Source organism: Pseudomonas sp. P129 (assembly GCF_020312195.1).
In the GTDB taxonomy this organism is placed as follows: domain Bacteria; phylum Pseudomonadota; class Gammaproteobacteria; order Pseudomonadales; family Pseudomonadaceae; genus Aquipseudomonas; species Aquipseudomonas fragariae.
This window is the reverse complement of record NZ_JAGPYS010000018.1, coordinates 42,017-55,677: the sequence shown is the minus strand read 5'-3', so window position 1 is coordinate 55,677 and position 13,661 is coordinate 42,017. Positions and strand designations below refer to the sequence as shown.

General features: G+C 60.9%; 14 protein-coding genes. 8 read left to right on the top strand and 6 right to left on the bottom strand.

Annotation, left to right across the window (positions count from 1 at the left end):
- Window positions 1-131 precede the first annotated feature (131 nt).
- From fabB to KBY02_RS24960, 3 genes are all read right to left on the bottom strand, one after another.
- On the bottom strand, window positions 132-1,355 hold the full coding sequence (fabB, locus tag KBY02_RS24970) for a beta-ketoacyl-ACP synthase I (RefSeq protein ID WP_003406135.1): 1,224 nt from the start codon (window positions 1,353-1,355) through the stop codon (window positions 132-134).
- Between the two features lie 10 nt (window positions 1,356-1,365).
- Window positions 1,366-1,881 (bottom strand): 3-hydroxyacyl-[acyl-carrier-protein] dehydratase FabA, encoded by a 516-nt coding sequence (gene fabA, locus KBY02_RS24965; RefSeq protein WP_003316569.1) that lies wholly within the window; start codon window positions 1,879-1,881, stop codon window positions 1,366-1,368.
- 221 nt (window positions 1,882-2,102) lie between these two features.
- Entirely contained in the window at window positions 2,103-4,040 is a 1,938-nt protein-coding gene (locus KBY02_RS24960; protein ID WP_011267381.1) for an ATP-binding protein, read from the bottom strand.
- Between the two features lie 284 nt (window positions 4,041-4,324).
- Between KBY02_RS24960 and KBY02_RS24955 the strand changes: the two genes are divergently transcribed.
- The 8 genes from KBY02_RS24955 (at window position 4,325) to KBY02_RS24920 (ending at window position 10,662) form a co-directional block, all read left to right on the top strand.
- A complete protein-coding gene (locus KBY02_RS24955) occupies window positions 4,325-5,350 on the top strand; it encodes an NAD(P)H-dependent glycerol-3-phosphate dehydrogenase (protein WP_003406131.1) in 1,026 nt (341 codons plus the stop codon).
- A gap of 24 nt (window positions 5,351-5,374) precedes the next feature.
- Window positions 5,375-5,719, top strand: coding sequence for a DUF4389 domain-containing protein (locus KBY02_RS24950; protein WP_003343544.1), 345 nt, complete (start codon window positions 5,375-5,377; stop codon window positions 5,717-5,719).
- Window positions 5,716-6,171: a phosphohistidine phosphatase SixA gene (gene sixA, locus KBY02_RS24945; protein ID WP_003406129.1), complete on the top strand. Its 456-nt coding sequence runs from the start codon at window positions 5,716-5,718 to the stop codon at window positions 6,169-6,171. The genes KBY02_RS24950 and sixA overlap by 4 nt, the downstream gene beginning before the upstream one ends.
- A 62-nt stretch (window positions 6,172-6,233) precedes the next feature.
- Window positions 6,234-6,677 carry a hotdog fold thioesterase gene (locus KBY02_RS24940; RefSeq protein ID WP_003406128.1) on the top strand — a complete coding sequence of 148 codons (444 nt, stop codon included), beginning with the start codon at window positions 6,234-6,236 and terminating at the stop codon, window positions 6,675-6,677.
- 250 nt (window positions 6,678-6,927) lie between these two features.
- Window positions 6,928-7,737, top strand: coding sequence for an alpha/beta fold hydrolase (locus KBY02_RS24935; protein ID WP_011267383.1), 810 nt, complete (start codon window positions 6,928-6,930; stop codon window positions 7,735-7,737).
- A complete protein-coding gene (locus KBY02_RS24930) occupies window positions 7,734-8,588 on the top strand; it encodes an alpha/beta hydrolase (protein ID WP_003406126.1) in 855 nt (284 codons plus the stop codon). The genes KBY02_RS24935 and KBY02_RS24930 overlap by 4 nt, the downstream gene beginning before the upstream one ends.
- 139 nt (window positions 8,589-8,727) lie before the next feature.
- Entirely contained in the window at window positions 8,728-9,546 is an 819-nt protein-coding gene (locus tag KBY02_RS24925) for a DUF4892 domain-containing protein (RefSeq protein WP_024660658.1), read from the top strand.
- Window positions 9,547-9,615: 69 nt separating this feature from the next.
- A complete protein-coding gene (locus KBY02_RS24920; protein ID WP_003406124.1) occupies window positions 9,616-10,662 on the top strand; it encodes an AI-2E family transporter in 1,047 nt (348 codons plus the stop codon).
- 45 nt (window positions 10,663-10,707) lie between these two features.
- Here the strand turns inward: KBY02_RS24920 and xopAW are convergent, their stop codons facing one another.
- From xopAW to KBY02_RS24905, 3 genes are all read right to left on the bottom strand, one after another.
- On the bottom strand, window positions 10,708-11,466 hold the full coding sequence (gene xopAW / locus KBY02_RS24915; protein WP_024641345.1) for a XopAW family type III secretion system calcium-binding effector: 759 nt from the start codon (window positions 11,464-11,466) through the stop codon (window positions 10,708-10,710).
- A gap of 115 nt (window positions 11,467-11,581) precedes the next feature.
- Window positions 11,582-12,616 carry a sensor histidine kinase gene (locus tag KBY02_RS24910; RefSeq protein WP_011267386.1) on the bottom strand — a complete coding sequence of 345 codons (1,035 nt, stop codon included), beginning with the start codon at window positions 12,614-12,616 and terminating at the stop codon, window positions 11,582-11,584.
- A complete protein-coding gene (locus KBY02_RS24905; RefSeq protein ID WP_024660656.1) occupies window positions 12,613-13,362 on the bottom strand; it encodes a response regulator in 750 nt (249 codons plus the stop codon). Before KBY02_RS24905 ends, KBY02_RS24910 begins: the two co-directional genes overlap by 4 nt.
- Window positions 13,363-13,661: the final 299 nt, after the last annotated feature.

The window sequence follows — 13,661 nt, the reverse complement described above, 5'->3', positions numbered from 1 at the left end:
GCTTTTTTTCGACTGTTGCCCACACAAAAACAAACGCCCCGAACAAGTCGGGGCGTTTGTTGGGCTTGCCTTCAGTGCGTTTTCACACAGTCTGTTGAAAGGCGCCTTTTCTGTTTGTTGCAGAAGCAGTATTACTTGCCCGCCCAGCGTTTCAACACCAGCGTGGCGTTGGTGCCGCCGAAGCCGAAGCTGTTGCTCATGACCAGATCGAGCTTCGCATCTTCCTGGGTCTTGAGCAGGATAGGCATGTCGGCAACCACCGGGTCCAGCTCGTCGATGTTGGCCGAACCTGCGATGAAGTTGTTCTCCATCATCAGCAGGCAGTAGATCGCTTCGTGGACACCTGCGGCGCCCAGCGAGTGGCCCGACAGGCTCTTGGTGGAGCTGATCGCCGGAGCGTTGGCGCCGAATACTTCGCGCACGCCCTCCATTTCCTTGGCGTCGCCGACCGGGGTCGAGGTGCCATGGGTGTTGATGTAGTCAATGGCACCGGAGTCGATATCGCCCAGCGCCATCTTCATGCAACGAATGGCACCTTCACCGCTGGGTGCGACCATGTCGTAGCCATCGGAGGTCGCGCCGTAACCGACGATTTCTGCGTAGATCTTCGCGCCACGCGCCAGAGCGTGTTCGAGTTCTTCGACAACCACCATGCCGCCACCACCGGCAATGACGAAACCGTCACGCTTGGCATCGTAGGCACGCGAGGCTTTTTCCGGCGTCTCGTTGTACTGGGTGGACAGCGCGCCCATCGCGTCGAACAGGAACGACTGGCTCCAGTGCTCTTCTTCGCCGCCACCGGCAAAGACGATGTCCTGCTTGCCCAGCTGGATCTGCTCGACAGCGTTGCCGATGCAGTGTGCGCTGGTGGCGCAGGCGGACGAGATGGAGTAGTTCACACCCTTGATCTTGAACGGCGTGGCCAGGCAGGCCGAAACGGTGCTGCCCATGGTCCGCGTGACGCGGTAAGGGCCGACACGCTTGACGCCTTTTTCACGCAGGGTATCCAGCGCTTCCATCTGGTTCAGGGTCGAGGCGCCGCCGCTGCCGGCGATCAGACCGGTACGCACGTTGGAAACCTGCTCGTCGGTCAGGCCCGAATCGGTAATGGCGTCTTTCATCGCCAGATAGGCATAGGCTGCCGCATGGCCGACGAAGCGGAAGATCTTGCGATCGATCAGTTCTTCCAGATTCAGGTCGATGGAGCCGGAAACCTGGCTACGCAGACCCATTTCGGCATATTCCGGGTTGAAGCGGATGCCAGGGCGGTTAGCACGCAGGTTAGCGGTGACGGTGTCTTTGTCATTGCCCAAGCAGGAAACAATACCCAGACCAGTGATAACGACGCGGCGCATGCGAGTACCCTTAGAAATTTTCAGTGGAAGTGAACACGCCGACCCGGAGGCCTTCGGCGGTATAGATTTCGCGACCGTCGACACTCACCGAACCGTCGGCGATGGCCAGGTTCAGCTTGCCCTTCAGGACGCGCTTGATATGGATGTTGTAAGTGACTTTTTTGGCGGTAGGCAGAACCTGACCGAAAAACTTCACTTCGCCTGAACCCAGGGCGCGGCCACGGCCGGGGTTGCCCTGCCAGCCAAGATAGAAGCCAACCAGCTGCCACATGGCGTCGAGGCCCAGGCATCCGGGCATGACCGGATCACCTTCGAAGTGGCAGGCAAAGAACCACAGGTCCGGATTGATATCCAGTTCGGCGACCAACTCACCCTTGCCGAACTTGCCGCCCTCGTCGCTGATGTGCGTGATGCGATCAACCATCAGCATGTTGGGGGCGGGCAGTTGCGCATTACCTGGGCCGAACAGCTCGCCACGACTGCAGCGCAGCAGGTCTTCCCGGGTAAAGGCGTGTTGTTTGGTCATGCGAGCTCCTCAATAATCTTGTGCGGCAGGTTGTGGCGCCACTGGCCCGAACGCCAGTCCTGGCGCGATAATTTCGCCAGGACCCTGTCCGGCAGCCTACTCATAGACTGTTGCGTTGTAATGAAAGTCACAGCGCAGGTGAAATCAAGGTACACCTGTACACTGAATTTTGTCATTCAGCCGATTTTGCTGGCCGATCTGGATGCCAAGACTGCCGTAATTTAACATTTATCGCCAGTCGCAGGTGCTTCAAAGGACAGCCAGCGCTGTAAAACCTGCTGTAAATCAGCATGTTTGAAGGGCTTTGGCAGGTAATCATCCATTCCTGCCTGCAAACAGGCGTCCCGGTCCCCCTGTAACGCGTTGGCTGTCAGGGCAATGATTGGGATTCGTTCCAGCCCGGAAAGTTGCCTGATTCGACGGGTGGCCTCGTAGCCATCCATGACCGGCAGTCGGCAATCCATGAGAATCAGCGCGTGGTTGCCTGCACGTGCCTTCATCACCGCTTCGGCCCCGTCGACGGCGATATCGACCTCACATCCCAGATTACGCAACATGGCCTGCACCACCGTGCGGTTCACCGGGTTGTCTTCGACCAGCAGGATACTGCGCTCCCGGCCATGTGCATCGAGTATCGACAGCGGTTTGGCAATAGCCACCGAGGCATCGCGCGAGAGGGGCAGGGGGATCTGCAGCGTGAACAACGAGCCCGAACCTTCCTTGCTCTCGGCGTACAAGGTGCCGCCCATGCGTTCGGCCAGGGTCCGTGCAATCGGCAGCCCCAGCCCCGTGCCGCCGTAACGCCTGGAAATGGAGCTATCGGCCTGCTTGAACGCATCGAACATCGATTCCAGTCGCTCGGCGTCGATACCGATGCCGCTGTCCTGTACCGCACAGGTAAAGTGCAGCCGCTCATCGTCGAGCATTGCCCACCTGGCGTCCACGCAGACCTTGCCTCGCTCGGTGAATTTAAGTGCGTTGCCGATCAGGTTCACCAGAATCTGGCGAATGCGGGTCGGATCGCCTATGACGTTCATGGTCTCCAGGCCTGGCTGAATGTGCAGCTCCAGCAGCAGGTTGCGTTGCGCGGCGCTGTGGTTGAAGGCGTGGGTCGAGGCGCTGACCAGCTCAGCCAGGTTGAACGGTATGCCTTCCATTTGCAGGGCATCGCGCTCAATGCGGGAAAAGTCGAGGATGTCGTTGATGACCCGCAGCAGATGCTCGGTGGATTCGGTCGCCAGCGTCGCGTACTCGCTCTGCTCATGGGTCATGTGCGTGGTTTCCAGCAACTGCAGCATGCCCAGTACGCCGTTCATGGGGGTACGCAGCTCATGACTCATCATGGCCAGAAAATCCGATTTGGCGCGGTTGGCCTGTTCGGCTTCTTCCCGCGTCTGGATCAGTTGTGCCACCGAGCGCTGCTGCTCGAGGCTGGCGCGATGCAGGTTCTCTGCCAGGTTGTTGATGTGCCGCGCCAGCGCGCCCAGCTCGGCGTCATCGCTGACCGGCATGGGCGTGTGGTAATCGCCCTGTTGAATCGCCTTGAGGGCTTCGCCCATATCGCTGATGGGTCTGGACAGGCTCAAGGCCAGGCTGCGCGCCAGCAGAAAGGCGAACAACAAGGCGACCATCGCCAGGACGCCGGCCTTGAGCAGTATCTCCTGCTGACGTCGGCTGAATGCTTCGCTGGACATGCCCACCAGAACCCGCCCCAGATAACTCTGTGAAGCGCCCTGCGCGGGTTGGCCTTTTCCTGCGGCCGGCGCGCCGGGATTGCCGTGAATGGTGGTGCGCTGCGGTTGGACGGGGGCGAGGAAGACTTCCATCTGCCGGGTCTGCTGCTCGTTTTCACGCGGCTGGTCTATGTAGATCACGGCGGTATTGGAGCTGTCCTGAATTTCCACATAGCGAACGCTGGGCATGGACAGGGTGGCGCGCATCAACGCCTTGAGCCCCTCGATATCGCCCGTGGTCACGCCCGGCTCGACCGCGGTCGCCAGTTGATTGGCGATCAGTTGCCCGGTGTGATTGAGCTCCTGACGCAGGTCCTGAATACGTACGAAGGTAAAAAAGCTGATCAGCAAAGCCGTCAGCAACAGGGCAGGGCCAAGGCTGATGATCTGCGTGCGGGTATTGATGTCCCAGTGCCGAAACTTCATCGGCTGTGCGCCTCGCGCGCAAGGCACGGCGGAGGTAGTTCGATTGATGCGTCCATGCCTGTTCGCCCGGTGGTCGCGAATCGGTCCGGCTGCACAAGGCAGTCCGACCATCGCGATGATTCATGCTGTGCGCGCATGTTAACCGAGATGGCGCGTGTTTCCAGCGAACTTGTTGAATGATGACGTACGGAGTGCGTAACCGAACAGCTTTGTCGCTGGCCGATAACGTGTTGCTCCGTATAATGACGGCATCGCCACTTGAATGGCTCTGGATGGATAGTTTTATGACCACACAGCAACCCGTCGCGGTGCTTGGCGGTGGCAGCTTCGGTACGGCCATTGCCAATCTGCTGGCCGAGAACGGCCATCAGGTTCGTCAGTGGATGCGCGATCCGGAGCAGGCTGAGGCCATTCGCGTCAATCGTGAAAACCCCCGCTACCTCAAGGGCATCAAGATTCGTCCTGAAGTCGAGCCGGTCACCGACCTGACGGCGGTGCTCGACGCCAGCGAACTGATCTTCGTCGCCTTGCCATCGAGTGCCTTGCGCTCGGTGTTGTCGCCTCATGTCGCGCGCCTGAATGGCAAGATGCTGGTGAGCCTGACCAAGGGTATCGAAGCGCAGAGCTTCAAGCTCATGAGTCAGATCCTCGAAGAGATCGTCCCGCAGGCGCGTATCGGCGTGTTGTCCGGGCCCAATCTGGCGCGGGAAATCGCCGAACATGCGCTGACCGCAACAGTGGTTGCCAGCGAAGACGAGGCACTGTGTCAGGAGGTTCAGGCTGCATTGCACGGGCGAACCTTTCGCGTCTATGCCAGCAATGACCGGTTTGGTGTCGAACTGGGCGGGGCCCTGAAGAACGTCTACGCGATTATTGCCGGCATGGCGGTGGCGCTGGACATGGGCGAAAACACCAAAAGCATGCTGATCACCCGGGCGCTGGCGGAAATGACCCGGTTTGCGGTCAGCCAGGGCGCCAACCCGATGACCTTTCTGGGCCTGGCCGGGGTGGGCGATCTCATCGTCACCTGTTCCTCGCCGAAAAGCCGCAACTATCAGGTCGGTTTTGCGCTGGGCCAGGGGCTGACGCTGGATGAAGCGGTCACGCGTTTGGGCGAGGTGGCCGAGGGTGTGAACACCCTCAAGGTGCTTAAGGTCAAAGCGCAGGAAGTGCAGGTCTATATGCCATTGGTCGCGGGGCTGCATGCGATTCTTTTTGAAGGCCGTACGCTCAGCCAGGTCATTGAGGCGCTGATGCGGGCCGAGCCCAAGACGGACGTCGATTTCATTTCGATTACCGGCTTTAATTGAATTCAGTCTGATCAGGAGAAGGTCTTGAACGAGTCGAAAATCCAGCACAACGAATCGATCCTGCTGCGCATTCTGTGGATGCTGCTGTTTCTGGGGGTATGGCACGTCGCCCAGATCATCCTGGCGGGCGTGGTGCTGGTGCAATTGGTCTATCGCCTGATTTACGGCGCGCCGAATGGCGGCCTGATGAACTTCGGCGACAGCATCAGCCAGTACCTGGCGCAGATCGGTCGTTTCGGGACGTTTCACAGCGACCACAAACCCTGGCCTTTCGGCGACTGGCCAGCGCCGCGTGCGCCCGAAGGCGAGGTGGCCCATCATGTCCCGCCAGCGGCACAGCCGGTGCGCAATGAGGCGCCAAAGCCATGAAGGTCTGGGTATTGCGTCATGGCGAAGCGCAGTCGCGGGCGCGCAGTGATGCCGAGCGCGAGTTGACTGCACATGGGCGTGAGGAAGTGCTGAAAAGTGCGCTGCACCTGACAGACAAGCCCGTGCAACGGATCATTGCCAGCCCCTACGTGCGTGCACAACAGACTGCCGAGCTGGTGCGTCAGTCGTTGGCATTCGATGGCTCGATCGTCACCGCGCCCTGGCTTACCCCCGACAGCAGCCCGCGTGAGGTGCTGGCGCAACTGGACAAGCTGGGTGTCGATGAAGTACTGCTGGTCAGCCATCAGCCTTTGGTGGGCGAACTGATCGGGGTACTGGCGCATGGCAGTCCGCAACAGGCCGAGCCGATGAGCACGGCCAGTCTTGCCGAACTGGAAGGCGAGTTCGTAGTGGCAGGCGGCATGCGCCTCAACAGCGTCAGGCACGTCTGAACAGCCTGTACGCGCAATGAATGACCGCCGCGAATGCGGCTCTCCCGGGAAAAGGATTCAGCATGAGCATATGGCGTCAGGCTCCCGATATCGAAGCCCTTATGGCGGCTCAAAAAAACACCATCGGCGAAGTGCTGGATATTCGCTTCGAAGCATTCACCGATGATTCTCTGACGGCCAGCATGGTGGTCGATCAACGAACCCATCAGCCTTTCGGGCTGCTGCACGGCGGTGCCTCCGTGGTCCTGGCCGAGTCGCTGGGCTCGATGGCCAGTTACCTGATCGTCGACCCGAGCAAGTATTTCTGCGTCGGGCTGGAGGTCAACGCCAACCATTTGCGTGGTGTGCGTAGCGGGCGTGTCACCGGTGTGGTCAGGCCTGTGCACATAGGCCGGACCACTCATGTATGGGACATCCGCATCAGCAACGACGAAGGCAAGCCAAGCTGCATTTCGCGCCTGACGGTTGCCGTCGTAGCGCACGGCAAAGAGCCTCCAGTCAATTGAGTGTTCTCAGCTATTAATCCCTCTGCTTAAGCCAAGGCTCTCTTCAGGCAGTCTTTTGGTTTTCAGGTCGCCTATATAAAGGCTTGCCTGGACCGGTTCACCCAGGCTTTATAGGCCTTCATGCCGCTCCGACCGCCGTATCGGGTCATCCTGATGGCCGGAGTGACACCTGCGATGGCGGTTCCAGTCATTGCCGATCTGCGAAGCAACTTGGCACAATCGTGACTCGCCCGCTCATGGAAGTATCGGCATGTCGCAACCGGTGTTTTTTGCTCACGCCAATGGCTTCCCTTCGGCGACGTACAGCAAGCTGTTTTGCGCGCTGGCACCGGAGTATTCGGTGACTCATCTTGAGCAGCATGCCCATGACCCGCGTTTTCCGGTGGATGACAATTGGCTGAGTCTGGTCGATGAGCTGATCCACCATCTGCGTGAGCAGCCGGGCCCGGTGTGGGGGGTAGGGCACTCGCTCGGTGGCGTGTTGCACCTGCATGCCGCATTGCGCTGCCCGGAACTCTACCGGGGCGTGGTGATGCTCGATTCGCCGGTGCTGGGGCTGGCTGACCAGTTGTTCATACGCGCCGCCAAGCGGCTGGGCTTTATCGACCGCATCACGCCAGCGGGTCGCACCCTGGGCCGACGTGAGGCGTTTGACGATCTGCCGTCGGCACGCGCCTACTTCGCGGGCAAGACCCTGTTCAGCCGCTTCGATCCCGACTGTCTGACCGCTTACCTGCAACACGGTCTGCGCGAGGAGGGCGGGCAGTGGCGTCTGCGCTTCGACCCGGCGACCGAGATCAGCATCTACCGCAGCATCCCGCACACCAGCCCGGTGCCGTCACGGCAACTCAAGGTGCCGCTGGCCATGGTGCGCGGCAAACACAGCCGGGTGATCATGCCTCATCATGGTTATCTGGCCCGACGCATGCGCGAAGGCGAATACCTGTCCATGCCCGGAGGGCACATGTTTCCCCTTGAACGACCGGATGAAACCGCATGGCTGCTCAAAACGCTGCTGGCTCGCTGGGACGCGCGTAGCGCCTCAAGGTTGACGGCGTGACGTTTAGCGTGGAGGAAGTGCGTTTCAATCTGGGGCATATCGAACTGGCTGCCCATCTTTACGGCCCCGAGGACGGCCGGCCGGTGATTGCCGTGCACGGCTGGCTCGACAATGCCAACAGCTTTGCCCGCCTGGCGCCGCAACTGGATGGCCTGCGCATCGTGGCGCTCGATCTGGCCGGGCATGGTCATTCAGCGCATAGGCCTGCCGGGGCGTCCTATGCGCTGGCCGACTACGTGTTCGACGTGCTGCAGGTCGCCGAGCAATTGGGCTGGCAGCGCTTTGCCCTGATGGGCCATTCACTGGGCGCGATCATTTCGGTATTGCTGGCCGGGTCGTTGCCGGAGCGTGTCACGCGGCTGGCACTGATCGACGGTTTGATTCCCTTGACCGGCGACCCCGAATCCGCCGCCGAGCGGATGGGCTCCGCGCTGCAGGCGCAGCTCAGGCTGTCGGGCAAGAAAAAGCCGGTTTACGAGGATCAGCAACGCGCTGTTCAGGCGCGTATGAAAGGCGTCGTCCCGGTCAGTCGCGAGGCTGCCGAATTACTCGCGCAACGCGGCCTGATGCCGGTACCCGGCGGCTATACCTGGCGCAGCGACAGCCGCCTGACGCTGCCATCTGCGATACGTCTTACACATCAGCAGGCGATGTCTTTCGTCAACGCTATCCGTTGCCCGACGCAACTGCTGGTCGCTACAGGCGGCATGCTGACGAAAAATCAGCTCATGCTGTCCGGGCTGCCTTTCGACGTCGTGCAGCTTGAAGGCGGTCATCATCTGCACCTGGACGACGAGCAGGGCGCGAGCGCTGTTGCACACTGTATCAATCGCTTCTTCGCTGCTTCTTGACTTGAGCCCGGCAACTGCCGACGCTGGGCGGGTTGAAACAGGAGTCAACCGTGATGGATCAATCCGCAGCCTCTGGTGACCGCCTCGCTGGCGATCTTTTATATTTTCGTTCCCTGCTTGCCTGCCAATGAGAGCACTCATGCGTTTATCAAGTGTTCCCGTTGTCGCCTTGTGCCTGTCGATGTTCAGCGCTGTGCTGTGCGCCGCCGATGTAACAGGCAGCCGCGATCTGCAGATTCTGCCGCGTCTGGCCGACACGGAAATCGTCGATTATCGTCCGGCTGCCGAGCTCGAGCGGGTCTACCCGATGGGCTCGATCCGCAAGATCAGCGGCCAGTTGCGTTTCGACGGGCAGGTCAGTGCGCGCGGCAATCTGACGTCTGTCACCTATCAATTACCTGCCGAGCGCACTGCCGACGACGCTTTTACTGCGGCGCGCGAAGCCTTGCAGCAGCAGGGTGCCGAGCTGCTGTTCTGGTGTCAGGCGCGCGACTGCGGAGAGAGCAGCCTGTGGGCCAACGAAGTATTCGGCAACGCCAAGCTGTACGGCGCGGATGACCGCCAGGCTTACCTGTTGCTGCGTCTGGCAGAACCGCGCAATGACACGCTGGTAGCGCTCTACAGCATCACCCGTGGCAACCGCCGTGCCTACCTGCACGTCGAGCAGTTTGAATCCGCTGCGCCACTGGGCGAACTGCTGCCGACCTCGGCCACCTTGCTGCGCCAATTGCGAAGCACCGGCACGCTGGAACTTCCGCGCCTGGGCGGCGAGCCACAGGATGCCTGGGTTACTCTGGTTTCCCGCGCCCTTAACCAGGACAGTGGCCTGCGCGCCACGGTGTCCGGACCCAGTGCCGGCGCCTGGCTTGACGCCCTGATCACCAAAGGCGTTCGCGCTGCCCGGCTCGAGGCTGGCGTCACTGAAGGCAAGGGGCTCAAGATCGAGGTTATCCGCTAGAACAGCGATGGCGGACTGGCAGGTTCGCCATTATGCTCGCTCTCTCCGATCCTTCTTAGTGAATAGCGCATGTTCAACAATGACCGTCTGTTGGTGCAGATTCTGCTGCTGGCGCTGTTTGGTGCCTGCCTCTGGGTGATGGCGCCGTTCTGGTCGGCGCTGGTCTGGGGCGCGGTGCTGGCCTTCGCCAGCTGGCCGCTGATGCGTTTGCTGACCCGCTGGTTCAAGGGCCGCGAGTCGTTGGCCGCGTTGGTGATGTGCTTGTGCTGGATGCTGCTGGTTGCGGCACCGCTGGTGTGGCTGGGCTTCAATCTCGCCGACCATGTGCGTGACGCCACGGGCCTGATCAAGGACATTCAGGTCGACGGCTTGCCCGACCCACCGCAATGGCTGGCGGGTATTCCGCTGGTGGGCGAAAGACTGGTAGCGCTGTGGACCACCATCGATCAGCAAGGCGCGGCATTCATGGCGACGCTCAAGCCGCATCTGGGTCAGGTCGGTAACTGGATTCTGGCACGCAGTGCGCAGATCGGCAGCGGGATTCTGGAGCTGACCCTGAGCATCGTCTTCGCCTTCTTCTTCTACAGGGACGGTCCGCGGCTGGCCGCCTTCGTGCTCAGCCTGCTGGAACGCCTGATCGGGGAGCGCGCCCAGTATTATCTGGATCTGGTCGCCGGCACGGTGCAACGCGTAGTCAACGGGGTCATCGGTACGGCAGCGGCCCAGGCGGTGCTGGCGCTGATCGGCTTCCTGATCGCGGGCATTCCCGGTGCACTGGTGCTGGGGATTCTGACCTTTCTGTTCAGTCTGATTCCGATGGGCCCGCCCTTGGTCTGGCTGCCTGCCACTGCCTGGCTGGTCTGGCAGGGCGAGTACGGCATGGCGATATTTCTGGGCATCTGGGGGATGTTCATCATCAGTGGCGTGGACAACGTGCTCAAGCCATACCTGATCAGCAGGGGCGGCAATCTACCGCTGGTGATTGTCTTGCTGGGTGTGTTCGGAGGCTTACTGGCCTTTGGCTTCATCGGCCTGTTCATCGGCCCGACGCTGCTGGCAGTCGCTTACAGCCTGTTGACCGACTGGGTCGGCAGCGAGCGTGCCCGCAGCCGCTGACGGCGAAAGTTTCCGCCGCGCCCTGACGCGCGGCGGAGCCTCGCCTTACGCAGCGGTGTCCAGGTACTTGCCGACTGGCTTGCTGCTCTGGGTGTCATATTTTTCGCTGAGTGCGGCGATCATCTTGTTCAAGGCCTGAGTGGCGATCTGGTTGGTATTGCCCTGATCAATGGTGCTGTCACTCTGCTTCAATGCGGCAGACAACTCGGAAGCGCTGATACTGTCGTCGCTATTGCTGTCCAGCGTACTGAACAGGCTGGTGCTTTCAGTGGCACTGGAAGTGCTCACCTGCGCAGACGACATACCGGCAGAAGGCTGTTGCGGCTGCATGCCGGCGACCAGCTCTTCAAGGCTGACTGTGCCGTCTTCGTCAGTGTCCAGTGCATCGAACACCTGGTTGCTGTTTGCCGTGCTGCCCGTATTGCTCAGCCCCGTGGTCAGCTCGTCGCTGCTGATTGCGCCGTCGCCATCGCTGTCCAGCGCGCCGAGCAGGTCTTCTGCCTGCTCGTCGACCGACTGCATGGGCGGCGGCGGAGGTGGTGTCATGGCGGCCAGCTCGTCGGCATCCAGGCTGTCATCGTCATTGCTGTCCAGGTCGCTGAACGCCTTGCTCAGGCTCACCGTGACACCATCCTTGCTGTTCGACGACAGGGCCGAGCTCAGCTCGTTCTTGGCAATGCTGCCGTCGCCATCGGTATCCAGCTTGGCCAACAGCTCTTCCTGAAACTTCTTGTTGCTGGTGCTGGAGGTTGCACTGGTCGAACTGGTGTAGCTGGAGAAACTGCTGCTTATTCCACTGATCATTGGTCTCACTCCCCTGAGATGAATGTGCCCGATAACGGTGTACCGGCTTTTGCAGCCTCGGGGCGTCAGTTGTCGAGGGAATGTAAGCTTTGTACGTGGCGTGATACAGAATATGTCAGAGGCGTGGCAGGACCAGTATTGCCGTCAGGCCGCCGCCCGGGGTCTGCGCAAGCGACAGCTCGCCGCCGATACGCCGCGCCGCTTCCCGGGCGATACTCATGCCCATGCCGATTCCGCCGGAGTTGCGATTGCGCGAGCTTTCCAGGCGAAAGAATGGTTCGAATACCGTCTCGTGAAACTCGGGCGCAATCCCTGGTCCGTGATCAACGACGGATATGCGCACGTGATCGGCGCTGTCCTCAATCACAATGCGCGCGCTGCCGGCATAACGCAGAGCGTTGTCGACCAGATTCTGCAGGCACGAGCGCAGTGCCATCGGCTGCGTCTTGAGCGGCTTGCACTGGCCTTCGTATTGCACGTCGTCGCCATTGTCCTGGGCATTCTCGGCCTGCGACTCGATCAGCGCCTGCAGGTCGAACTGCTGCAGGCCTTCGCTGCGCCGGTGCTCATTGAGGTAGGCAAGCGTGGCGTCGAGCATGCTGATCATGTCATTGAGGTCCTGAGTCATCTGGCCGTGCAGCCTGGGCTCCTCGATCTGTTCGACACGCAGCTTGAGCCGCGAAAGGGGCGTGCGCAGATCATGGGAGACCGCAGCCAGCATGCGCCCGCGCTGCTGCATCTGTTCGCGGATCTTGCGCTGCATCAGATTGAACGTCTGCGCAGCCTGTCGGGCTTCCTGCGGGCCGCTGATTTCCAGTGGCGGGCTGTCGAGGTCTTCACTCAGGCGTTCGGCGGCTTCGCTCAGGCTCCGCACGGGACGGCTGAGGGCCTTGGCGCCATACCACGCGGCAATGATCAGGGTGATGAACTGGAAGAACAGCAATATGAGCGGGCCACCGAGGATCGGCGGTCTGTGCATGGGCCGCTGATCGAATTGCCCATGCTCGGCGTTGAACTCGTTGGGCGTTGGCGGCGGGGGGCGCATGCCGTACTGGGTGAACCAGATGAAAGCCAGCAGGTGCGCCAGCAGGATAGCCAACAGAGCGCCACCAAACAGTCGCGCGAACAGCGTATCGAATCTGCGGATCAACCCAGCTCCCTGGCATCGAACAGATAGCCTTCACCGCGCACGGTCTTGATCAGTTGCGGATTCTTCGGGTCATCGCCGAGCTTCTGGCGCAGACGCGAGACCAGCAAATCGATACTGCGGTCAAACGCCTCGATCGAGCGGCCTCGGGCTGCATCGAGCAACTGTTCACGGCTCAGCACCCGGTGTGGCCGTTCGAGAAACACGCGTAACAAACGAAACTCGGCGTTGGACAGCGGCACCACCAGACCATCGGCCGCGGTCAACTGACGCAGGACGCTGTTCAGGCGCCAGGCGTCAAAACGAATGGTGGTGCGCTGATCGCTGCGCTCGTCACGGACCCGGCGCAGAATAGTCTGGATGCGCGCGACCAGTTCGCGCGGCTCGAACGGTTTGGCCATGTAATCGTCGGCACCCAGTTCCAGGCCGATGATCCGGTCAGTCGGTTCGCAGCGGGCGGTCAGCATCAGGATCGGGATGTCCGACGTACTGCGCAGCCAGCGGCACAGTGACAGGCCGTCTTCACCGGGCAGCATCAGGTCCAGCACCACCACGTCGAAGGTTTCGTCGGTCAGTGCCTGACGCATCTGCGTGCCGTCGGTGACGCCACGGGCGTTGATATTGAAGCGCGTCAGGTAGTCGCAGAGCAGTTCGCGAATGGCCACATCGTCATCGACGATCAGCGCACGAACGCTCCAGCGCTGATCGGTCGATGCGGCATCCAGGGTAGTGTCGGGAAGTGCTTGCATAATGCGTCTGTCGCCTGCTTGTGCCGCCATGGACTGGCTGCTGTTGAAGATCAACGCTGCCCCTCATGCTACTTCGCCGGGAGGCTCGGCGGTAGGGTGGCGCGACCGAATGTCGGGGGCATGTCATAAATGTATCTAGATTGATACGAGACGCCTGTCGAGCGTGCCCTGCGAAGCGCGCCCCTGGTAGTTCTGACAGTATCCAGTGTCACGCAACTACCGTTTAATCGAACGGGCTACTGGCCTGGACGGCTGGTTCTGGCAGACAAACTTTTGTCGAGAAGGCCAGGGTCTGTTGC